At 73.0% G+C, this 20,065-nt stretch carries 17 protein-coding genes; 9 read left to right on the top strand and 8 right to left on the bottom strand.

Features of this window, described 5'->3' with window-relative positions:
• Nucleotides 1–6 precede the first annotated feature (6 nt).
• The 3 genes from ACF1GV_RS29960 (at nucleotide 7) to ACF1GV_RS29950 (ending at nucleotide 2,401) form a co-directional block, all read left to right on the top strand.
• Complete coding sequence (locus ACF1GV_RS29960; RefSeq protein WP_391686630.1) at nucleotides 7–732, top strand: GNAT family N-acetyltransferase; 726 nt, start codon at nucleotides 7–9, stop codon at nucleotides 730–732.
• 69 nt (nucleotides 733–801) lie between these two features.
• Nucleotides 802–1,896, top strand: a complete 1,095-nt coding sequence (locus ACF1GV_RS29955) for a PP2C family protein-serine/threonine phosphatase (RefSeq protein ID WP_391687279.1) — start codon at nucleotides 802–804, stop codon at nucleotides 1,894–1,896.
• 187 nt (nucleotides 1,897–2,083) lie between these two features.
• Nucleotides 2,084–2,401 carry an ANTAR domain-containing protein gene (locus ACF1GV_RS29950; protein ID WP_391686627.1) on the top strand — a complete coding sequence of 106 codons (318 nt, stop codon included), beginning with the start codon at nucleotides 2,084–2,086 and terminating at the stop codon, nucleotides 2,399–2,401.
• Between the two features lie 22 nt (nucleotides 2,402–2,423).
• On the opposite strand, the gene ACF1GV_RS29945 is transcribed toward ACF1GV_RS29950, so the two are convergent.
• A complete protein-coding gene (locus ACF1GV_RS29945; protein ID WP_391686624.1) occupies nucleotides 2,424–3,377 on the bottom strand; it encodes a helix-turn-helix transcriptional regulator in 954 nt (317 codons plus the stop codon).
• A 278-nt stretch (nucleotides 3,378–3,655) separates the two neighbouring features.
• Here ACF1GV_RS29945 and ACF1GV_RS29940 point away from each other — a divergent pair, with 278 nt between their 5' ends.
• Nucleotides 3,656–4,009 (top strand): STAS domain-containing protein, encoded by a 354-nt coding sequence (locus tag ACF1GV_RS29940; RefSeq protein WP_391686621.1) that lies wholly within the window; start codon nucleotides 3,656–3,658, stop codon nucleotides 4,007–4,009.
• 31 nt (nucleotides 4,010–4,040) lie between these two features.
• On the opposite strand, the gene wrbA is transcribed toward ACF1GV_RS29940, so the two are convergent.
• Nucleotides 4,041–4,649 carry an NAD(P)H:quinone oxidoreductase gene (wrbA, locus tag ACF1GV_RS29935; RefSeq protein WP_391686617.1) on the bottom strand — a complete coding sequence of 203 codons (609 nt, stop codon included), beginning with the start codon at nucleotides 4,647–4,649 and terminating at the stop codon, nucleotides 4,041–4,043.
• Nucleotides 4,650–4,790: 141 nt separating this feature from the next.
• On the opposite strand from wrbA, the gene sigJ reads away from it, so the two are divergent.
• Nucleotides 4,791–5,726, top strand: a complete 936-nt coding sequence (sigJ, locus tag ACF1GV_RS29930) for an RNA polymerase sigma factor SigJ (protein WP_391686614.1) — start codon at nucleotides 4,791–4,793, stop codon at nucleotides 5,724–5,726.
• Nucleotides 5,727–5,780: 54 nt separating this feature from the next.
• Nucleotides 5,781–5,972, top strand: coding sequence for a hypothetical protein (locus ACF1GV_RS29925; RefSeq protein ID WP_391686611.1), 192 nt, complete (start codon nucleotides 5,781–5,783; stop codon nucleotides 5,970–5,972).
• A gap of 153 nt (nucleotides 5,973–6,125) precedes the next feature.
• On the opposite strand, the gene ACF1GV_RS29920 is transcribed toward ACF1GV_RS29925, so the two are convergent.
• Both ACF1GV_RS29920 and ACF1GV_RS29915 read right to left on the bottom strand, forming a co-directional pair.
• Nucleotides 6,126–6,602, bottom strand: coding sequence for a (2Fe-2S)-binding protein (locus ACF1GV_RS29920; protein WP_391686608.1), 477 nt, complete (start codon nucleotides 6,600–6,602; stop codon nucleotides 6,126–6,128).
• A 9-nt stretch (nucleotides 6,603–6,611) separates the two neighbouring features.
• Nucleotides 6,612–8,942 carry a molybdopterin cofactor-binding domain-containing protein gene (locus tag ACF1GV_RS29915; protein ID WP_391686605.1) on the bottom strand — a complete coding sequence of 777 codons (2,331 nt, stop codon included), beginning with the start codon at nucleotides 8,940–8,942 and terminating at the stop codon, nucleotides 6,612–6,614.
• A gap of 174 nt (nucleotides 8,943–9,116) precedes the next feature.
• Here ACF1GV_RS29915 and ACF1GV_RS29910 point away from each other — a divergent pair, with 174 nt between their 5' ends.
• Complete coding sequence (locus ACF1GV_RS29910) at nucleotides 9,117–10,325, top strand: PucR family transcriptional regulator (protein ID WP_391686603.1); 1,209 nt, start codon at nucleotides 9,117–9,119, stop codon at nucleotides 10,323–10,325.
• A 99-nt stretch (nucleotides 10,326–10,424) separates the two neighbouring features.
• Entirely contained in the window at nucleotides 10,425–11,174 is a 750-nt protein-coding gene (locus ACF1GV_RS29905; RefSeq protein ID WP_391686600.1) for a hypothetical protein, read from the top strand.
• A gap of 8 nt (nucleotides 11,175–11,182) precedes the next feature.
• Here ACF1GV_RS29905 and ACF1GV_RS29900 read toward each other — a convergent pair whose 3' ends face one another.
• Nucleotides 11,183–12,820, bottom strand: a complete 1,638-nt coding sequence (locus tag ACF1GV_RS29900) for a sigma-70 family RNA polymerase sigma factor (RefSeq protein ID WP_391686596.1) — start codon at nucleotides 12,818–12,820, stop codon at nucleotides 11,183–11,185.
• A gap of 479 nt (nucleotides 12,821–13,299) precedes the next feature.
• Between ACF1GV_RS29900 and ACF1GV_RS29895 the strand changes: the two genes are divergently transcribed.
• Nucleotides 13,300–14,808, top strand: coding sequence for an MFS transporter (locus tag ACF1GV_RS29895; RefSeq protein WP_391686593.1), 1,509 nt, complete (start codon nucleotides 13,300–13,302; stop codon nucleotides 14,806–14,808).
• 82 nt (nucleotides 14,809–14,890) lie between these two features.
• Here ACF1GV_RS29895 and ACF1GV_RS29890 read toward each other — a convergent pair whose 3' ends face one another.
• From ACF1GV_RS29890 to ACF1GV_RS29880, 3 genes are read right to left on the bottom strand one after another with little or no spacing between them, the layout of a single operon-like run.
• Nucleotides 14,891–17,647: an alkaline phosphatase family protein gene (locus ACF1GV_RS29890; protein ID WP_391686590.1), complete on the bottom strand. Its 2,757-nt coding sequence runs from the start codon at nucleotides 17,645–17,647 to the stop codon at nucleotides 14,891–14,893.
• A 4-nt stretch (nucleotides 17,648–17,651) separates the two neighbouring features.
• Nucleotides 17,652–19,010 (bottom strand): ABC transporter permease, encoded by a 1,359-nt coding sequence (locus ACF1GV_RS29885; protein ID WP_391686587.1) that lies wholly within the window; start codon nucleotides 19,008–19,010, stop codon nucleotides 17,652–17,654.
• Complete coding sequence (locus ACF1GV_RS29880) at nucleotides 19,007–19,951, bottom strand: ABC transporter ATP-binding protein (RefSeq protein WP_391686585.1); 945 nt, start codon at nucleotides 19,949–19,951, stop codon at nucleotides 19,007–19,009. The genes ACF1GV_RS29885 and ACF1GV_RS29880 overlap by 4 nt, the downstream gene beginning before the upstream one ends.
• Nucleotides 19,952–20,065 lie beyond the last annotated feature (114 nt).

Genomic DNA, 20,065 nt, shown 5'->3' with positions numbered 1-20,065 from the left:
AAGGTCGTGCCCGTTGCCGTCGTTCTCGCCGGTCGCCTGACGCGGCTGGAGCCCCTCGCGACGCACCATGTCGAGGGTCTGGCTCAAGCCGCAGCCGAGGACCGCAGCTCCTATGCGTTCACCCCCGTCCCGCACGGCCTCGACGGGGCCGCCCATTACGTCGACCGCGCGCTCGCCGAGCAGGCGGCGGGCCGGGCGCTGCCGTTCGCCGTGGTCCGCGCCGACGACGGACGTGTCGTCGGATCGACCCGGTTCGTCGAACTCGACTACTGGCAGGGCCCCCTGGTGTGGCCCGCCGTGCCCGGCCTCCCGCACGGCGACCCGGTCACCGCCGTGCCGGACGCCGCCGAGATCGGCAACACCTGGCTGTCAGCGCGGGCCCAGGGCACCGGGATCAATGCCGAGGCGAAGCTGCTCATGCTGCGCCACGCCTTCGAGACCTGGCGGCTGCGCCGGGTGTGCTTCCGCGCCGATGCCCGCAACCTCCGCTCGCGCGCCGCGATCGAACGCCTCGGCGCCACCTGCGAGGGCGTGCGCCGGGCCCACTCCCGCGGGCTGGACGGGGTCGTGCGCGACACCGCGTTCTACTCGATCCTGGACGAGGAATGGCCCGCCGTCCGCGCCATCATCGAGCTACGGCTCACTTCGCCGCGCACCCGGCCCGCCCTCGGCGCCCTGCACGGCGGCGGACCCCAGCCGGGCGGCCTCGACGACCGGCTCGTTCCCGCCTGAACCCCGTCCCGGCGGCACCCGGCGGCATGTGGTGGCACGGCGGGAGAGGTGAGATCATGGCGTGTGCCCCTGCAGGAGTTGCGGCGGACGCGATCCGGGCGGGCGTTGGTCCTCATCCCGATCGGGCTGATCGTCGTGGTGTACCTGGTGGACGTCCTGGCACCGTCGGACGTCCATCTGGGACCGCTGCTGGTGGCGGCGCCGGCGCTCACCGCCGCGTTCGCCGGCCCCCGGCTCACCGCGCTGATCGGGCTGCTGGCCGTCGCCGCCCAGATGCTCATCGGAGTGTCGCGGGGCGTCCTCGGCACCGAGAACCTCTTCGCGCAGATCGGGGCCCTGGTCCTGGTCTCCGGCCTCATCGTGCTGTTCTGCCTGGTCCGGGAGAGACGCGAGCGGCAGCTCTCGCACAGCCGCACGGTCGCCCAGGCCGTCCAGGAGGTGCTCTTTCCCGGACTGCCCCGGCGCAGCGGCCCCCTGGACCTGGCCTGTCTCTATCTCGCCGCGCAGGACGAGGCGACCATGGGCGGGGACCTCTACGCCGCCGTCCGCACCCTGGACAGCACCCGGCTGCTGCTCGCGGACGTGCGCGGCAAGGGCCTGCCGGCGATCACCCATGCCGCGCTGCTGCTCGGGGCCTTCCGGGCGGCGGCGCACGGGCGGCCCAGCCTGCCCCGGCTCGCCACGCACCTCGACGGCAGCATGCGCTGGGAGTCCCGCCAGTGGAGCCCGCCGGGGACACCCGACACCGAGGAGGCGTTCGCCACCGCCCTGGTGCTGGACCTCCCCGACACGGAGCCCGTCGTGCACCTCGTGGCGTGCGGGCACCCCTCTCCTCTGTTGCTGAGCGACGGGCGCGCCGAGCCGCTGCGCGTCCGGCGGATCGCGCCACCGCTGGGCCTCGGCGGACTGTCCGGCGACGACGCGTACACCGTGGAGTCGTTTCCGTTCCGCCCCGGTGACGTGCTGCTGCTGTGCACCGACGGCATCCTGGAGGCCCGCGACGAGCGGGGTGTCTTCTTCCCACTGTCCGACCGGGTCGAGGCCTGGGCCGCCGAAGGACCCGACGACCTGCTGCGCTGCCTGCGCGAAGAACTCATGGCGTACGCCCCAGGCCGCCTCGGCGACGACGCGGCGGCCGTGACGATCAGACGCCGGGCGGAGTGAGACGGCGCCGCAGCCCCGTTCCCGGGACGCCGGATGGCGGGGCAGGTACCGCCGCCGGCGGAATCAATCATTTCGTTTTCTGGACCGCCGCCCCGGCAGGTCTTCGTTTCCTGCGTTCCGCAGTGCGCCCGGCCCGGGCAGGAGGACGGTGACCAGCAGAGCGTCGCGTCAGGAGAGCAGCACCGCCATGTCCGAGCACGAGGACCAGGAACGTACGATCCTCGCCCTGCAGGAGGAGATCCTGCAGCTGAAGCAGGCCGTCGTCTCCCACGCCGTCGTCGACCAGGCCATCGGGGTCGTGATCGCCCGGGGCAGACTGCCGCCCGAGTCGGCCTGGGACGTACTGAAGGAAGTCTCCCAGCACACGAACACCAAACTGCGGGACGTGGCGGAACACCTGGTGCAGTGGCCCCGCTGCGGCTGGCTGCCGCCGGAGATCGGCCGGGCTCTGCGCACCGCGCTGGAGCGGCGAACGCACGCCGCCGGGCACGAGCAGCGGGGCTGAGGCCCCGCCGGCGTCTTCCGGCTCAGCCGTGCAGGGTGCTCGACGGGCTGGTGCCGTACGCCTCGCGGTAGAGGGCGGCGAACCGGCCGGGGTGGGCGAACCCCCAGCGGGCGGCGATGTCCCCGACGGTCGTCTCCGCGGGGTCGGCGGCCCGCAGTTCCTGGTGGACATGGGCCAGACGCACGCGGCGCAGGTAGCCGAGCGGGGTGGTGTCGAGGTGGCGGCGGAAGGCGTACTGCAGGGCACGGACGGTGACATGGGCGGCTGCAGCGATGTCGGCGACGGTGAGGGGCTGGTGGGCGTGGTCCTCGATGTGGGCGACGGCCCGCCGCAGGGTGGTGGAGTGGGCGTCGGTCCGGTCCTGCGCGGTCGGATCGGTGTGGGCGGTGTTCGGGAAGGCCGCCAGGACACTCGCCGCGAGCAGCTGGCCGCTGGTCGAGGCGATCAGCGGCTGGGCGGCGACGGCCGGGTCGGCGAGGACGTTGTCGCGCAGATGGACGATCGTGCTCTTGAGGTGGCGGGCGGCGGCCGGCGAGTGCGGCCGGTGACCGGTCAGCCGGACGGGTTCCAGGGCCGGTTTCGGGCCGGTGGCGGCGACCTGGTCCAGCAGGGCGCTGTCCAGCATCGTGATGTTGTAGCGGGCGGTGCAGATGCGTCCGGCGTAGGGCAGGTCCGGGGGTGCGAAGAGCACCATGTCGCCGGGGCCGAAGTCGTCCCGCACGCCCTGGTAGACGTGGTCCTGGATGGTGCCCTCGTGGACCATGCACAGGCAGATCTTGCCGAGCGGGGTCACGGCGTAGCTCATGTCGAAGCCGAGGTCCAGCTCGTCGACGCTGACCGAGGGCATGGCGTCGCGGCGGATGTGCGTCCTGCTGTGCTGCGGGGTGTTGCTGCCTATGGTCATGCGGGCGTAGGCCCGGCACAGGAAGTCCTCGGTCTCGGCCAGGTCCTGGCTGTCGAACACCAGCGAGTCCATCGCGTCACCGCCCCGGCAAGATGAGAAGCCCTGTACGGCCCGGTCGCGGGAACGCGCAGGTCGGCGACCGGGTATGTCCTTCGACGCTACCCCGTCGCCGCGCGGCGATGCGCCAGGGGGTGCCCCGCGTTGCGTTTTCCGGACAGCCGCGCACCGGCGTTTCGCCCGGTGGGCTTTGCCTGGGGCCCGCACAGGGAACATACACGCGGCAGCGTTGCTGCTCCGGGACCGCGTTGCGTCATGGGCAACCGGGGTGGGAGACAACAGAAGGAGCCACCGTGAACACCGAGGTGCGCATCCAGGTGACGGAAGAGCCCGGCCATGTGCCGCTGATCACCGTGACCGGCCCGCTGGACCTGTACAGCGGCCCCCAGCTGTACCGCCGGGCCACGCGCGTGCTGGAACGGCACGCGTCGCTCGTCGTGGACCTGGCAGGCGTCACCGCCTGCGACTCCTCCGGCCTGAACACGGTCCTGCGGCTGTGCCGCCGCGCCGGCGAGGCCCGCGGCCGCCTGGTCGTGGTCTCCCCGCCGGCGCTGCTGGACCGGCTCGCACCGCTCACCCTCCGGGAGAGCGCGCTGGTGGTGTACGGCAGTGCCGAGGAGGCGCGCACGACGGATCTCGCCGCCTGACCACCCGGCCGCGGCGGTCCCGGCCCGGGCCTCAGCCGGCGTGGCCCGCCTTGAGTGCGGCGGCGGTCTCCGCGACCCGGCGGGCCTGGTGGCGGGCCGCCTGCAGCACCACCTCACCGGGCGGACCGTCGCCGGCCACGTGGGACGTCCCGTACGGGTTGCCCGACCGGAACTGGACGGGGTCGGTGTAGCCGGGCGGCACGATGACACCGCCCCAGTGGTAGAAGGTGTTCGCCAGCGCGAGCAGGGTGGATTCCTGTCCGCCGTGGGCGGTGTTGGAGGCGGTGAAGGCCGAGTAGACCTTGTCGGCGAGCTTGCCCTGGAACCAGAGCGGTCCGGTGGTGTCGATGAACGCCCTGAGCTGGCCGGCCGGGTTGCCGAAGCGGGTCGGGGTGCCGAAGAGCACCGCGTCGGCCCACTCCAGGTCGCCGTGGGTGGCCTCGGGGACGTCGGCGGTGTCCTCGAGGTGTCGGGCCCACTCCGGCCTGGCGCCGACCGCTTCCGGCGGTGCCGTTTCGGCGACCTTGCGCAGGCGCACCTCGGCGCCGGCCTTCTCGGCGCCCTCGGCGGCGGCCTGCGCGAGGGTGTGCACGGTGCCGGTGGAGCTGTAGTAGATGATCGCGACGTTCACGGATCGCATGATCGGTCTTCCTCCCTGTCGGGTTCCGATCGTTACGACGGAACAGCCCCGCGGGAGGTGAGGCGGCAGGCCCGCCTCACACTTCGGGGCTCCGCTTCGTCGTAGGGGGTGAGAGGGAGTTCCGAGAGAGCCGGGGAGATCATGACCAACCACCCGTCCGCGCCGGGAGAAGACGGCCGGCCCGACGCGGCCCTGAGCGCGATCATGAGCGAGCGGCGCCGGCTGACCAATCTCGCCTACCGGCTGCTGGGCTCGCTCACCGAGGCGGAGGACGTCGTCCAGGAGACCTACGCCCGCTGGTGCGCGCTGTCTCCCGGGCAGCGGGAGGCCGTCGACTCCCCCGGCGCCTGGCTGACGACCGTCGCCGGCCGGATCTGTCTGGATCTGCTCGGCTCGGCGCGGGTGCGGCGCGAGCGCTATGTGGGCGAGTGGATTCCGGAGCCGCTGCCCGACCGCACGGAGTGGATCGGCGGGCGGCCGGGCCCCGACATGGGTGACCCGGCCGACCGGGTCACCCTCGACGAGTCGGTCACGATGGCCTTCCTCGTCGTGCTCGAGGCGATGACGCCCGCCGAGCGGGTCGCGTTCGTCCTGCACGATGTCTTCCGCTGTCCGTTCGGTGACATCGCCGAGATCGTCGGCCGCAGCCCGGCGGCCTGCCGTCAGCTGGCCTCCTCCGCGCGCCGCCGCCTGCGCACGTCACCGCCCGGCGAGCGTCCGGCGGACCGGCCAAGCGGCGTGGTCAGAGCGTTCCGGCGCGCCTGGGAGGCGCAGGACATCGACGCCCTCGTCGGGCTGCTGGCCCCCGACGTCACGGCGACCGGTGACGGCGGCGGACTCGTCACGGCCGCGCTCCGCCCGGTCGAGGGCGCCGAGCAGGTCGCCGGCTTCTTCACCGAACGGCCCCCCGCCGAGGTGACGCTCGTGGAGCGCACGGTCAACGGCCGCCCGGGGCTGATCGCTCAACGGGACGGCGTCACGGTGTCCGTGATGGCCTTCGAGATGTCCGACGACCGCATTCACCGCATCTGGGCGGTACTGAACCCGGAAAAACTCCGCGCCTGGACGACGGGGTGACGGCGGCGGGAGTGAACGTGATGCCTCACATGACCCAAGCGAGGGGGCGACCTCTTGGCGCTGCGGGCGCTGCGCGCCCACGCCGAGCGCGTCGGGCAGGCGCCGTCCGCCGTCCGGGGCGGCGCCGTACGGCAGGGCTTCGTCATCGACGCCTTCCCCTGGCCGGACGGCACCCGGCCCGCTGCGCCGGCCGCCCAGGAGGGCGGGGCCCCGCCAACGCCCAGGCCCTGCTTCCGAGTCACGTGACCTGCGGGATCGCCCCCGCGCCGTCCGTGTCCGGACCGTCCGCAACACCTGGGCAGCGCCCGGCCCGAGGTAAGGGACGGGGTCCTGGACACGTTCCTCACGGCCGCGGCCGGGCAGGTGCGCCCGCGGCCGGCAACGGGCGCCCGCCGGGGCTCAGTACTTCTTCGCGCCGGCCACGATCGCCTCGCGGATGCGGTGATAGGTGCCGCAGCGGCAGACGTTGCGGATCTCGTCGAGGTCGGCCTCGGTGATCTCGCGGCCCTCCTCACGGGCCTTGCGCACCTTGGCGACGGCGGTCATGATCTGGCCGGGCTGGCAGTAGCCGCACTGCGCGACGTCGTACTCCAGCCAGGCCTCCTGCATCGGGTGCAGATCACGGCCGACGGTGGCGGGCAGGCCCTCGATGGTGGTGATCTCGTCGTCCGGGCCGATGTTCTCGACCGGCACCGAACACGGGTTGAACGCCTTGCCGTTGAGGTGGCTGGTGCAGGCCTGGCAGACGCCGAGCCCGCAGCCGTACTTGGGGCCGGTGACGCCGAGGACGTCTCTGAGCACCCACAGCAGCCGGACGTCGTCCTCGATGTCGACGGTCACCCGTTTGCCGTTGAGGATGAAGGTGTGTTCGGGCACGGGGTTCTCCTAGAAGGCGCGGTCGAGGCCGTCGGTGGGGGACGCGGGGATCGGCGGGGTGGTGGGCAGCGGCTCGAAGCCGAGCGGTCCGGTGTGGTTGACCGGGAAGGTCGTCGGCATGGTGCCGGTGGCGCGGCCGTAGGCGCAGGCCACCGCGGCGGCGGCGCCGGCCACGGCCAGCTCGCCGGCACCGCCGGGCTCACCGGTGGTGGGCGGCATGACGACGATCTCCAGCTCGGGCGGGGTGTTCCACTGCCGGGTGTAGAAATAGTTGTCCCAACTGCCCTCCAGGAAGTGCCCGTCCTGAAGGTGCATTCCTGAACTCAGTGTGATCGCGATGCCGTCCATGATGCCGCCCATCATCTGCGCCTGGAGTCCACGCGGGTTGACGGCCAGGCCCACGTCGACGGCGCAGACCACCTTGGTGACGCGCGGTCCGGTGCAACCGTCGCGAACCGTGCGGCCGGTGGTCTCGGGCCGGCAGTCGATCTCGGCGAGGACGGCGACACAGGCGTGGTACTCGGGGTGGAGCGCGATGCCCTGCGCCGTGCCGGCGGGCATGCTCCGGCCCCACTGCCCCACCTCGGCCACCTTGTCCAGCACGGCCCGCGCCCGGTCGTCCTTGAGGAACTCGCGACGGAACCGGTACGGATCCTTGCCCAGCCTCTTCGCCAGCTCGTCCACGACCAGCTCCTGCGCGCAGCGCACGTTGGGCGAGTAGATGTTGCGCATGGAGCCGGTGTGGAAACCCTTGTCCGTCTCGCTGAGCAGCTGGGTGACGACGCCGAAGTGGTACGGCGTCTGCTGGGTGAGCGCGAAGATCGTCTCGGAGAAGGTGAGGTCGCCGACCGGCAACCGGGCGGCCTCGGCGGTGATGATCTCGCCGACGCCGTGGCCGAATTCGGTGGCGACGGAGGTGTGCCGCTGGTCGTAGGTGAGCACCTGGCCGAGCGCATACGTGGCGCGTACCCGGGAGGTGGCCATGGGGTGGGCGCGGCCGTGGCGGAAGTCGTCGGTGCGGTGCCACATCAGCTTGACCGGCTTGCCCATGGCCCGGGAGATCTCGGCGGCCTCGGCGGCGGAGTCGTGGAAGAGTTTGCGGCCGAACGACCCCCCGCCTTCGGTGACATGGACCTTCACCGCGGACACGGGCAGCCCGAGCTGCGCCGCGATCTGTTCCTGCGCGACGATCGGGGACTTCAGGCTCCCCCAGATCTCCGCCGTGTCCGCCCGTACGTCGGCGATGGCGCAGTTGGTCTCCAGGGCGCTGTTGCTCGCGAAGTGGAAGGTGAAGCGCGCGTCGACCGACTTGGTCAGCAAGTCCAGTGCAGGCAGTGGGAGTTCGGCTTTGCGCAGCTCGTCGCGGACGGTGTCGTCGCTTCGGCCCTCGACCGGTCCCGGGTTCCAGGAGACCTTCAGCGCGCGCACGGCGTCGATGCACTGCCCGAACGTGCGCCCGCGGACGGCGACCCCGGTGGAGACGGTGGCGACGTCGGTGATGCCGGGCATCGACCGCACCTCGGCCAGGTTGTCCACCGCGCCGACCGTACCGTTGACGGTCGGCGGCCGGCACACCATGGTCGGCAGGGCACCGGGGACGTGCAGGTCCATGGCGAACCGCTTGCGCCCGGTGACCGCCTCCAGCGCGTCGATGCGCCGCTGCGCGGTGCCGATGACCCGGAACTCGGCGGCCTCCTTCAGCGTGACCGGAACCTGTGCCGTCGTCACCGCGGCGGCCTTCTGCGCCAGGTCGCCGTAGGTCAGGCTGCGCCCGGACGCCGTCGAGGTGACGACCCCGGCCTTGGCGGTCAGGGTGTCCACGGCCTCGCCCAGTTCCAGGGCGGCCGCCCGCAGCAGCCGGCCCCGGGCGACGGCGGCCGCCACCCGGATCGGGATGAAGGTGGAGATCGTGGTGTTGGAGCCGCCGGTGAGCTGGTTGAACAGCAGCTCCGGCCGGGCGTCGGCGAGCGTGACCCGGATCCGCTCCAGCGGCAGGTCCAGCTCCTCGGCGATCAGCATGGCGCTGGACGTCGTGATGCCCTGCCCGACCTCCGCGCGGGGCAGCGCGAAGGAGGCCGTGCCGTCGGCGTCGACGCGGATCGTGATCAGGTTCGCCGTGGGCAGGGCGGCGTGGGTGAGCATGTCGTTGAGGTCGTAGATCTCCGCGGGCCCCGGCACGGAGGGGACGACCGCCGCCGCCTCGTCGGGGGCGATGACGGCGTCACCGAGCTCCGCGGCGACGGTCAGGGTCGAGGCGGCCAGCACATAGCCGAGAAATCTCCGGCGTGCGATCCCCGCGCGCGCAGGACGCTCCTCCGGGTCCGTCACCTGTCCTCCCACGGGTTTCTCCTTCACTCCGCCACGACTTGTGCACACGCACCGTGCGCGCGACGACCATGCGGCACACTGCCGGTGATTCCACCGCTCAGCACCGGTTTCGGCCATGGGCGGGCGGCGGGAAAAGACGGCCCGCGTTTGTGCCGGCGCACAAACACGCGCGGCTACACTGCGCCCGTGACGCCACAGCTGAGGGCAGGCGGCCGGGTCGTCGAACTCGTGGGCCGCCTGCTGACCGAGGTCGACCGGCTCGCGGAGGACCTCACCGACCAGATCCTCGGCGGTGAACACGCCTACGCCGAGAGCACGCTGCTGGGCCGCGCACAGTTGCGCGCCGTCGTACGCGACAACCTGTCCACCATGTTCACCGCCCTGCAGGGGCGGCCCACGACGCTGGACGCGCCCCGCGCCGCGGGCCGGCTGAAGGCCGAACAGGGCATCCCGCTGGCCGCGCTGCTGCACGCCTACCGGCTGGCCGGCCGCTTCATCTGGGACCGGCTGCTCGCCGTCGCCGTGGACGAGGAGAGCACCGTCCAGCTGCTGCACCTGGCCTCGGACATGTGGGCGGCCATCGACGACTACTCCGGCGCGGCCGCGGACGCCTACCGGGCCGCCGTCGAGGAGCGCTCGCGGCGCGACGCCGTGGCCCGGAGCATGATGCTCACCACCCTGCTCGAGGGCCGGGCCGGTACGCATGCGAGCGCGTGGGAGATCGCCCGCGTCCTGGACCTGGACCGGCAGGGCCCGTTCGTGGTGGTCTGCGCGGAGGTCCACGACCGGGTCGAGCCGCTGCCCAGCGTCCGCGGCCGCCTGGGCGCCGCCGGGATCGGCTCCGAGTGGCTGCAGCAGATAGGGGCCTGGGTGGGCCTGCTGTCCCTCCCCCACGAACAGGCCCTCGCAGTGGCCGCCGACCAGCTGACCGCGATCGCCCTGTCCCGGGTCGGCCTCAGCCGTGCCTTCACCTCCCCCGTCAACGCCCCGGCGGCCTGGCGGCAGGCCCAACTGGCCGTGCAGTGCCTGCCGTACGGCACCCACGGCACCCATCTGTACGGCAGCGCGCCCGTGTCACTGCTGGCCGCCGCCTCCCCCGAGACCGCCCAGGAGGTCGCCGGGGCCGTGCTGGGGCCCGTCCTCGCCCTGCCTCCGCAGGAGCGGGCCACGCTGCTGGCGACCCTGCACGCCTGGTTCACCGCCGGCGGATCGACGACGGCGGCGGCCGACCGCCTGCACTGCCACCGCAACACCGTCCTGTACCGCCTGGGACGCATCGCCGACCTGACCGGCCGTCGCACCACCGACGCCGAGTCCTCCGCCGAGCTGTACATCGCCCTCGCCGCCGTGCGGCTGAGCGGGCAACCGGGGTCGCTCGGCGCACTGCCCCCGTAGGCCTCGGCGTGCCATACGGGGGAGGAATCACGGCCGGCGGGCAGGGCGGCGGACGAGGTGGTTATGCATCACTCGTCCACGCCCCCGTCGGAGGTCGCAGTGAACCGCAGTAAGGCCCTGGCCTTCCTGGTCGCCGCCGTGTGCGTCGCCGTGCCGGGCACCGCCGGGTGCGAGCGACCGGCAGGGCGCCCGTCCGCGCACGCCGCTTCGCCGGCCGACGGGGCCCCGGCCCACCCCGCTCCCCCGCGTGCCGTCTTCCGCCCGCTGCCGGGCGTCGGGCCGGCGATGCGAGCCCGTATCCCGGCGGCCGCGCGGCAGGCGCTGGTGGTCACCGGCGCGACCGCCGACACGAACGAGGCCCGGGTGGTGCTCTACGAGCAGACGCCCGGCCTGGGCTGGCACGCCGTGGCCGGTCCCTGGCCCGCCCGCAACGGGCTGCGCGGCTGGAGCGACGACCACGGCCTGAACGACCTGCGCACGCCGATCGGTGTCTTCCGGCTCAGCAACGCCGGCGGCCTGCTGCCCGACCCGGGAGCCCGGCTGCCGTACGACCAGGACGAGGGCTTCACCGCCTCCGGCACCGGTCATCTCGGGGAGCCGCTGGACGGCGCCTTCGACTATGTGATCGCCATCGACTACAACCGGGTCCCGGGCAGCAGCCCGCTGGACGAGACGCGGCCCCTGGGCGAGGACAAGGGCGGCGGGGTGTGGCTGCACGTGGACCACGGCGGCCCCACCAACGCGTGCATCGCGATGGACAAGGCCTACATGCTCGCCCTGCTGCGCGTCCTGGACGCGGCGAAGCAGCCGGTGGTGGTGATGGGGCCGCAGGCCGCGCTGATGAGCTGAAGGCGCCCCTAGAGTTGGCTGCCGAAGTCCTGGGTCCACCACGGGCCGCCGTCGCCCTGGTGGATTCCGACGCCCAGGTTCCGGAAGGAGCAGTTGAGGATGTTGGCCCGGTGGCCGGGGCTGTTCATCCAGGACGTCATCACCGCGTCGGGCGTCTGCTGCCCCTTGGCTATGTTCTCGCCGTACGTCGACCAGCGGTATCCGGCGGCCGTGATCCGCTGACCGGGGTCGGTGCCGTCGGGCGAGTTGTGCTCGAAGTAGTTCCGGGCGGCCATGTCGTCGGAGTGGGCCTGTGCGGCGTTCGTCAGCCGGCTGTCCTGGGTGACGGGGGCGCAGCCCGCCGCCTGCCGTTCCCTGTTGACCAGGGCGATCACTTGCGAGGCCGGGTCGGAGCCGGCCGGCTGGGCGGCCGCGCCGCGTGCCGGGGCCGGCTTCGACGGGGTCGGCCGCGGCGCACGGCGCGTGGGCGCCGCCTTGCCGGAACCGCCAGTGGCGCTCGCGCTCGGCGAAGCCGAAGCCGAGGCCGACGCGGACGGGGTCGGGGTCGCCCTGGGGCTCGCGGAGAGGGACGGCGAGGTGTGCGCGCCGGGGGCGGCCGTGGCCTGCTCCGGCACGATCGCCGGCTCCACGCTCCGGGCCGACGCGGCCCCCTCCCGCGTACCGCCGCCGGGCAGGATGGTGAGGTACACCAGGCCGCCGCCGGCCAGGCACGCCGCCACGACCGCGCCGCCGACCGCCCGTCGGCGCAGCCGCCGCCTGCGACGCGCCGCACCACGGGAGCCGGGCCTCGTCCCGCCGTGCCCGCCCGGACGCACGGACACCGTGTCGGCCGCCGCGGCCAGGGCGACGGTGTCCCCGGCGGCGCGGATCCGGTCCAGGAGCACGGGGGCGACCGGGACGAGCGCCAGACCCGCCAGCAGGCCCTCCGCGGGCATCAGACCGCTCCACAGGCCCGAGCAGCGCGCACAGCCGCGGGCGTGCCGGGCGATGCGCTTGCGCCACAGCGCCGAGGGCAGGCCGTCCCAGCCGGTCAGGTCGGTGTGCAGCTGCGGGCAGCGCGGCCGCGCGTCCAGCGCCCGCACCACCACCCGTGCCGCCTCCAGCTGGGCCTTCATCCGCTGCACCCGCACCGCCGCGTGCTGCGGGGACAGTTCCAGCGCCGCGGCGACCTCGGCCCGGGTCAGTTCACCGGCGGTCTCCAGCCACCACAGCGACAGCAGCCCCCGGTCGTCGGGCTCCAGCCAGCGTGTGGCGCGCGCGGTCTCCTGCCGCTGGCCGGACAGCTGCAACCGCACGATCGTCAGGTCGACGAAGTCGGCGCCCGGGTCGGCGACGTCCCAGGCGTCCTCCACCGGCCCCTGGGCGGGCTGCCGCGTGTGCCAGTGGGCACGCACCTGGTTCATCGCGATGGCGACCAGCCAGGAGCGGAAGCGCGCGGGGTCGCGCAGGTCGTCCAGGGCGTCGAGCGCCCGGAGCATCGTGTCCTGGACGACGTCGTCCACGTCCACCGAACCGTTCAGCGCCCGGCCCACGATGTTGTAGACCAGCGGCAGGAACGCGCCGACCAGCGCGTCCTGGGCCGCCTGATCGCCGTCCCGGGCGGCGGTCACCAGTGCCGCGGGATCGATCGTGTGCCGTGTGTTCATGCCCAGCTCCCCTGTCGTCGACGTCGAACGTCGTGGTCCGTCACATGGGAGATCCCGGAGGGAGCGCCAGATAACGGTTTTCGCCCAGACGTGCGAAGAGAGGTCACCGCATCGAACGCCCCGCGTGCAAGGAAGCAGGTCACATCGGGCTGCGCCGCCCGGCGGACGGCGGGCCCGAACGGCGTCCGTTCGAGTGGAGGCCGCCGCCGCGGCGATGCGGGACGGCCGGGACCGGCGTTGTGCAGGTCCGGCACCTCCCCTGCCCCTCACCAGGAAGGAACCCGTCCATGCGACGTACCGCACTGCTCGCCGTCTGCGCCCTGATCTCCGCCGCGGCCACCGGCTTTTTCACCACCGCGGCCATCCACAGCCGATGACCGGGAAGTCGGCGTCCCGGGTTGCGGGCACCGGTGTGTGCCCGTACTCCGGTGGGGGAACCTGATTCGTCTCCGACACGGCCCCCGGTGAGAGGAGCCCTTGTGACAGCGCAGGTGTCAGCGGCGAGCGACCGGAACCCGGACGCCGGGTACCGGCCGGACCCGCACCGCTGGCGGGCCCTGTGGGTCACTCTGGTGGCCGGATTCATGAGTCTGCTCGACGTGACGATCGTGGCGGTCGCCCTGCCCACGATCCAGCACGACCTGCACGCCTCCCCGGCGCAGGTGCAGTGGGTCGTGTCCGGGTACGCCCTCACCTTCGCCCTCGCCCTCGTCACCGCCGGCCGCCTCGGCGACGCCCTGGACCGGCGCCGGATCTTCCTGCTGGCCCTGAGCGGCTTCGTCGTCTTCAGCGCGGCCTGCGGGGCGGCCCCCGACATCACGCTGCTGGTGGTGGCCCGCCTCGCCCAGGGCCTGGCGGCCGGCTTCATGGCGCCGCAGAACTCCGCGCTGATCCAGCAGATGTTCCGCGGCGCCGAACGCGGACGCGCCTTCGGCTTCTTCGGCGCGACCGTCGGTGTCTCGGCCGCCGCCGGCCCGATCACGGGCGGCGCCATCCTGGCCCTGGCGTCCGGCGCGCAGGGCTGGCGGTGGATCTTCTACGTCAACGTGCCCATCGGCATCCTCGCCGTGCTGCTCGGCCGCCGTCTGCTGCCGCGCACCCGCCGCTCGGGCCGGGGGCGGGTGGACTGGCCGGGAGTGGCGCTCCTCGGGCTCGGTGTGCTGGCGCTGATGTACCCGCTGGTGCAGGCGGACTCCGGCGGGATCGGCCGGGTGTGGTGGCTGTTCCCGGCCGGTGCCGCGGTCCTCGCCGTCTTCACCTGGTGGCAGCACCGGCTCGTGGCGCGGGGCGCCCAGCCGCTGCTCGATCCGCGGCTGTTCACGACCGTGCGCGGGTACGCCGCGGGCGCCGCCGTGGGCACGCTGTACTTCGTCGGCTTCAGCGGCGTCTTTCTGGTCTTCGCCCTCTTCTACCAGCGCGGACTCGGCTTCTCGCCGCTGCACTCGGGGCTGGCCGTGACGCCCTTCGCGTTCGGTTCGGCGTGCGCCGCGGTGGGCTCCGGCCGGCTGGTGGACCGGTTCGGGCGGCTGCTCACCGTGTGCGGCCTCGCCGGTGTGATCGTCGGCCTGGGCGGCACGGCGCTGCTGCTGCTCCTCGCTCCCCTGGACGTCGCTCCCTGGCTCGCCGCCCCGCTGCTGCTCGTCGGTGGCGTCGGCAGTGGTCTGGTCGTCTCCCCCAACATCACCCTGACCCTGCGGGACGTGCCGGTGCGGATGGCCGGTGCGGCGGGCGGAGCCCTCCAGACGGGACAGCGGCTCGGCGCGGCCGTGGGCACCGCCGCCCTGCCGGGCCTGTTCTACCTGGTTCTGGGCAAGAGCGACGACTACCGCCGTGCCGTGGTCACCGCGCTGGTCGCGGCCCTCACGGGCATGCTCGCGTCGCTGGCGCTGGCGACGGTCGACTGGCGGCGCGACCGGTGCACACGCGGGGCGCACGGGAAGTGCCCGGACGAGGTCGCCCACGACCCGGTGCACGCCCGGCACCCTTGACCGGCCCACCGCCCCCTTCGACGAGGCCCCCGGCCGGCAGTGCTGCCGCCCGGGGGCCTTGTTCGCAGGGGCGTGGACCGCGTCAGCCGTCGGACTCCGCCGACGGGATGAAGGCGCCGGGCACGTCCTGCGGGGCGTAGATCTTGCTCTCGCCCGGGTAGGGCTTCGTCCACTCGTGCGTCTGGTACCACGTGAAGTGGTTCATCTGCGCGGGGTTGGCGAAGTCCGGCACGGCGTGCGGGCCGGTCAGGCGCTGCTTCGCCTTCCAGGTGTCCCACTGGGCCGCGAGCTGCCGCTTGTCCGCCGGGACCTTCGCCGACGGCACGGCCGCCGCCTGCGGGTTCTGCGGTGCCGGGGTGTCCGTGCCGCAGGGCGGCGGGGTCTTCAGACCGTCGGTCAGCGACGCCCGGTTGGGCAGCGCCTTGAACGGCGTGCGGTCCGCGCGTGGGGTGAAGGCGCCGCGCATCGGGGTGGCCGCGCTGTCCTTCTGGTTCATCGGGTGGATCCCGAGGATCTGCTCGATGGTGCGGATCATGGTGATCTGGGTGTAGTAGTGGCTGTCGACCACACCGTGCCGGGCCCAGGGGCTGATGATCTGGATCGGGGCGCGGTGGCCGTCGACGTGGTCGAGGCCGGCCTGGGAGTCGTCCTCGACGACGAAGATCGCCGAGTCCTTCCAGTACTTGCTGTGGGAGATCTCGTCGACCATCCTGCCGACCGCGAGGTCGTTGTCGGCCACCTGCGCGGTCGCGCTCGCCGGGCCGCCGGTGTGGTCGTTGGAGAACCAGACCATGTTCAGGTCCGCCGGGCCGTTCTTCTCGAAGTCCTGCTTCCAGATCTCGTACTTGTAGACGTCGGGGACGTCGAGGTCGAACATCGGGAAGCCGGGCGCCGAGACGGCGTTCAGCGACGGGATCGCGGAGCCGGTCTGGATGGGGTACGCGGTGGGCTTGCCGGTGGCGGCCATGTCCTTGGCGTCGCAGTACAGGTTCTGCCAGGTCGCGCCGGCCGGCTTGCTCTCGACCGACTGGAACTCGCCGAAGTCGCGCACGGACTTGCCGGCCGCCTGCGCACCCGTCCAGAGGAATCCGGACTTCTGGTGGCCGAGGGCGTCGTTCTCGGTGTCGTAGCTGCGCTGGTACTCGCCGGCCGAGGACTCGGTGTACTCCGGGTCGTCGGCCTGCATCAGCCAGTTGTGGCCCTCGGCGGAGTTCGTGCCGATGTCGTAGGTGTTGTCGTACAGGCCGAACTGGCGGGCCAGGGCGTGCTGGTTCGGTGTCACGTTCTCGCCGAACTGGGTCACCGACGCGTCGCCGTTGCCCTGCGGCATGTCACCGAAGAGCTGGTCGTAGGTCCGGTTCTCCTTGACGATGAGGAAGACGTGCTTGATCGCCGAGGGTTCGCCGAGCCTCGTGGGCACCGGTATCGGCCGGGAACTGCTGCGGGGCCGGCTGAAGGCGACCCTGCCGCCGCTCCAGCCGTTCTGCCGGAACACCTTGGCCGTCTGCGCGCGGGTGACGCTGTCGTCGGGCAGCGTGAACCGCTGCACGCTCGACGTGGTGTCGTGGGTGGCGTGCCCGGCCTTGGTGGTGGGGCGGCGGGCGTCGATGCCGCGGGTGTTGGAGACGTACACCTGGTCGCCCACGGTGGCGATCTCGGAGGGGAAGTAGTCCGTCGGGAGCAGGCCGACGTAACTCACCGGCTCCTGCGCGGTGGTGTACCGGTACACGGCGACCGCGTTGGCGCGGCCGAGCGTCACCAGCAGGTGGCCGTCGTCGGTGAGGGTGACCGCGTCGGGCTCGTAGCCCACGGACGCCTCGGGCCACGGCTGGGTGGCGATGGTCTGGACGACCTTGTCACGGGCGGTGTCGATGACCGACACGTCGTTGGTGGCCGTGTTGGTGACGAACAGCGCGCCCTTCTTGGCGTACAGGGCGGTCGGGTGCAGGCCGACATCGATGCTGCCGGGGGCGGCGGCCGGGTGGGCCAGGTCGATGACGCTGACCGTGCCGGTGGTGGTGGCGCCGGTCTTCGGGTCGGCGGGCACCTGGGTGCCGTAGGAGTTCATGGTCGTCTCGCCGGGCTTCGCCGGGCGTCCGCCCTCGTTGCCGACATAGAGCTTGTCGCCGACCCGGACCATGTCGCGCGGCGCGTTGCCCACGGCCCAGCTCTGCCGGATCGCACCGGTCGCCGCGTCGAGAGCGACCACCCGGTTCTGGCCGTTGACCGCGGCGTACACGGTGGAGCCGTCGGGCGAGAAGACCGGCTCCCCGACGAGCGCGTGCTGGGCGCCGTCCGCCGGGACGGGGACGGACGTCGGGGCCGCGACGGTGCCGTCCGGGTTCACCGTGAAGCGGGTGTAGCCGTCGGTCTGGCCCAGCCACAGCTGCTTGCCGTCGGGTGAGTAGGTGGGGCCTTCCTGGCCCACGCTGTTGCTCTTCAGGCGCGGGTTCGAGGCGGCGGCGGTGCCGACGACCTGCTGGACCTTGTAGGTCTTCAGATCGACGAGCGCCAGCGCGCTGCCGCCGTCGGTGACGGCGGCGGCGAGGTGGGTGCCGTCCGGGCTGAGGACCGACGACATGATCTTGCCGTCGTTGATGACGAGACGGTCGCCGTAGGGGGCGATGTACTGGTCGCTGGAGATGACCTGGCCCTGGTCGGTGTTCTGGCCGACCTGGTCGGTGCCGAACTGGTGGGTCTGGGCGTAGGCGACGCCCGCGGCCACGACGGCGAGCGCGGTGGTGCCTGCGGTGACCAGGGGTATGCGGCGGCCGAGGCGTCTGGCGAGAAGGCCGGGGGCGCCCTTCTCGACACGCCGACGACGGCGCGTTACCTGCATGGAGTCATCCCTTCGAGGTGGCGGGGAGAAGCTCGACGTTGCCGTCGAACTGCCAGAGGGGGTTCGGCGCGTCACCGGTCTCGGTGCGCACCAGGAAGTAGCCGTTGACTTCCTTCGGTCCGTCGCCGTCGGCCATGAAGCGGCCGTCCGCGGTGACGTCGAGTTGGTAGACGGCCGTGCCTGCGGCCTGGATGCCGGGCAGGTGCCAGGTGACGACGCAGCGCCAGTCGTTGCCGGGCCCCTCGGCGGCCTCCTTGAGGCTGCCCTTGGCGCAGGCCGCGGTGGCCTTCAGCGCGGCCTCGGTGACGTCGGGCCGGTTGAGCTGCTCGGTCTGCATCCGGTACAGATGCGCGAACTCGGTGGCCAGGGAGCGCTGCAGCTTGTCCTGGTCGATGCCGGAGCCGGTGGCGCCGGTCGTCGCGGCGACGACGGCCGCGCCCGCGGCGACCAGCAGGGCGAGCGGCAGGACACCGGCGGTGACCGCGCGGCGTGCCGATCCGTCGTAGGCCGGGTTGGTGAAGTCCCGCCGTACGAACAGGGCATGGGCCAGCACCGTCGCGGTCACCGCCCACACCAGGCTGACGGCGACGCCGATGAGCAGCGGGGCCGGCTGGGTGGGGCTGGTGAACAGGCCGCTGAAGGAGATGAAGGCGTAACCGGGCAGGGCGAGGCGTACCGCCACGGGCAGCGGGAGCATCTGGGCGAGCTGCATCGCCAGGGCGACCAGCGCGGGCAGCAGGAGGCCCATCGGGGACCGGCCCAGCAGGACGGAGCCGAGCAGCCCGATCGCCGCGAGGGCCAGGGTCGGTGCGAGGGCGCAGGCCCAGGCGAGCAGGACCTTGACGGCGGCGTCGCCCGGGGTCAGCAGATGGCCGTCGAGGCCGACCAGCGGCTGGTTGCCGACCGCCGGCAGCCCGCCGAGAACGCTGGAGGCGACCAGCCCGGCCGCCGTCAGCAGGATGACGCTGAGACCGGCCAGTGCCTTGGCGGCGAAGATCCGCCGGGGGGAGCGCACGGCCACGAGCAGATGGCGCCAGGTGCCGAGCCGGTCCTCGGCGGCGAACACGTCGCCGGCGACGACGGAGGTCAGCAGCGGCAGCACCCAGGTGCCCGCGAATCCGAGCACGACCAAGGGCCCGGCCCAGCCGGTGGCGTGCATCCAGCGGCCGAAGAGGGTGTCGACGGGGAGGGTGCTCTGCCGGCTCACCGCGGCGACGAAGAGCCCCGGCGCCAGCCAGCAGGCGAGGACGAGCAGGCGGATCCGCCACTGCGAGAGGAGTTTGACCAGTTCGAAGCGGTAGGCGCGCGGCACGGACACACGGGCGGTGATGGCAACGCTGTCACGGACGACGGTCGCGGTCATCGTCCGGCCTCCTGCTGCTGCTCGGTCAGGGCGAGGAACGCGGCTTCCAGCGGCGAGACCACGGGGGCGAGTTCGCGTACCGCGACGCCGGCGTGCACGAGGGCCGAGACCAGCGCGTCCAGGGCGGGCACGGCGGCGCGCACGACGATCGCCTCCCCGTCGGGCCGGACCACGGCGTCGTCGGCGACGTGGACCCCGGCGGTCGCGGCGGCCAGCCGGCGGGCGGTGCGCGGGTCGGAGGTCAGCAGCCGGTGGTCGAGGGCGCTGTTCTCGGCGGCGAGTTTGCCGAGCGGGCCGGAGAAGACGACGCGTCCGGTGGCGAGGATGCTGACCTCGGAGCACAGGGCTTCCAGGTCGTCGATGCGATGGCTGGAGAGGACGACGGCGGTGCCCCCGGCCGCGAGGGCGGTGAGCACGCCGCGCACGTGCCGGGTGCCCGCCGGGTCGAGGCCGTTGGCGGGTTCGTCGAGCACCAGGAGCCGGGGGCGGGTGAGCAGGGCGGCGGCGAGCCCGAGCCGTTGCCGCATCCCGAGGGAGAAGCCGCGGACCCGGTCGTCGGCGACATCGGCCAGCCCGACCTGGTCCAGGACGTCGGTGATGCCTGCCGTCCGGGCGCCCTGGCCGCGCAGGGCGGCCAGGGCGGCGAGGTTCTGCCGTGCGGTGAGCGACGGGTAGAGCCCGGGCCCGTCCACGAAGCCGGCGACCCCGTCGGGTGCGGCGAGCGCCCGGCCGACGGGTGTGCCGAGGATGCGCAGGCTGCCGCTGTCGGCGACGGCCAGGCCCAGCAGGAGGCCGAGCAGGGTCGTCTTGCCGGCGCCGTTCGGTCCGACCATGCCGTGGATCTGACCTTGCGTCACATCGAGGTCGACGCCGTCGAGGGCGACGACATCGCCGAAGCACTTGGTGATCCCGCGAGCCTGGACCACGAGGTGTGTGCCCATGAGTCCCTTCTTCCGCAACGCTCAGGGACCTTAGGGACGGCACACGGCTCAGGCGGGGGCAGCTGGTTGAACCTCCACCGAACAGATGTCAAAGCATCGGCAAGAGGCCAGGGG

The sequence above is a fragment of the Streptomyces sp. NPDC014006 genome (assembly GCF_043088925.1).
Taxonomy (GTDB): domain Bacteria; phylum Actinomycetota; class Actinomycetes; order Streptomycetales; family Streptomycetaceae; genus Streptomyces.
The sequence above is the reverse complement of the archived record's forward strand: the minus strand, read 5'-3'. Positions and strand labels throughout refer to the sequence as shown.

Excerpts from the sequence above, each read along its gene's own strand:
- ACF1GV_RS29950 (WP_391686627.1), top strand. The coding sequence starts at position 2,084 with ATGTCCGAGCACGAGGACCAGGAACGTACGATCCTCGCCCTGCAGGAG.
- ACF1GV_RS29900 (WP_391686596.1), bottom strand. The coding sequence starts at position 12,820 with ATGAACACACGGCACACGATCGATCCCGCGGCACTGGTGACCGCCGCC.
- ACF1GV_RS29880 (WP_391686585.1), bottom strand. The coding sequence starts at position 19,951 with ATGGGCACACACCTCGTGGTCCAGGCTCGCGGGATCACCAAGTGCTTC.
- ACF1GV_RS29890 (WP_391686590.1), bottom strand. The coding sequence starts at position 17,647 with ATGCAGGTAACGCGCCGTCGTCGGCGTGTCGAGAAGGGCGCCCCCGGC.
- ACF1GV_RS29945 (WP_391686624.1), bottom strand. The coding sequence starts at position 3,377 with ATGGACTCGCTGGTGTTCGACAGCCAGGACCTGGCCGAGACCGAGGAC.
- ACF1GV_RS29885 (WP_391686587.1), bottom strand. The coding sequence starts at position 19,010 with ATGACCGCGACCGTCGTCCGTGACAGCGTTGCCATCACCGCCCGTGTG.
- sigJ (WP_391686614.1), top strand. The coding sequence starts at position 4,791 with ATGACCAACCACCCGTCCGCGCCGGGAGAAGACGGCCGGCCCGACGCG.
- wrbA (WP_391686617.1), bottom strand. The coding sequence starts at position 4,649 with ATGCGATCCGTGAACGTCGCGATCATCTACTACAGCTCCACCGGCACC.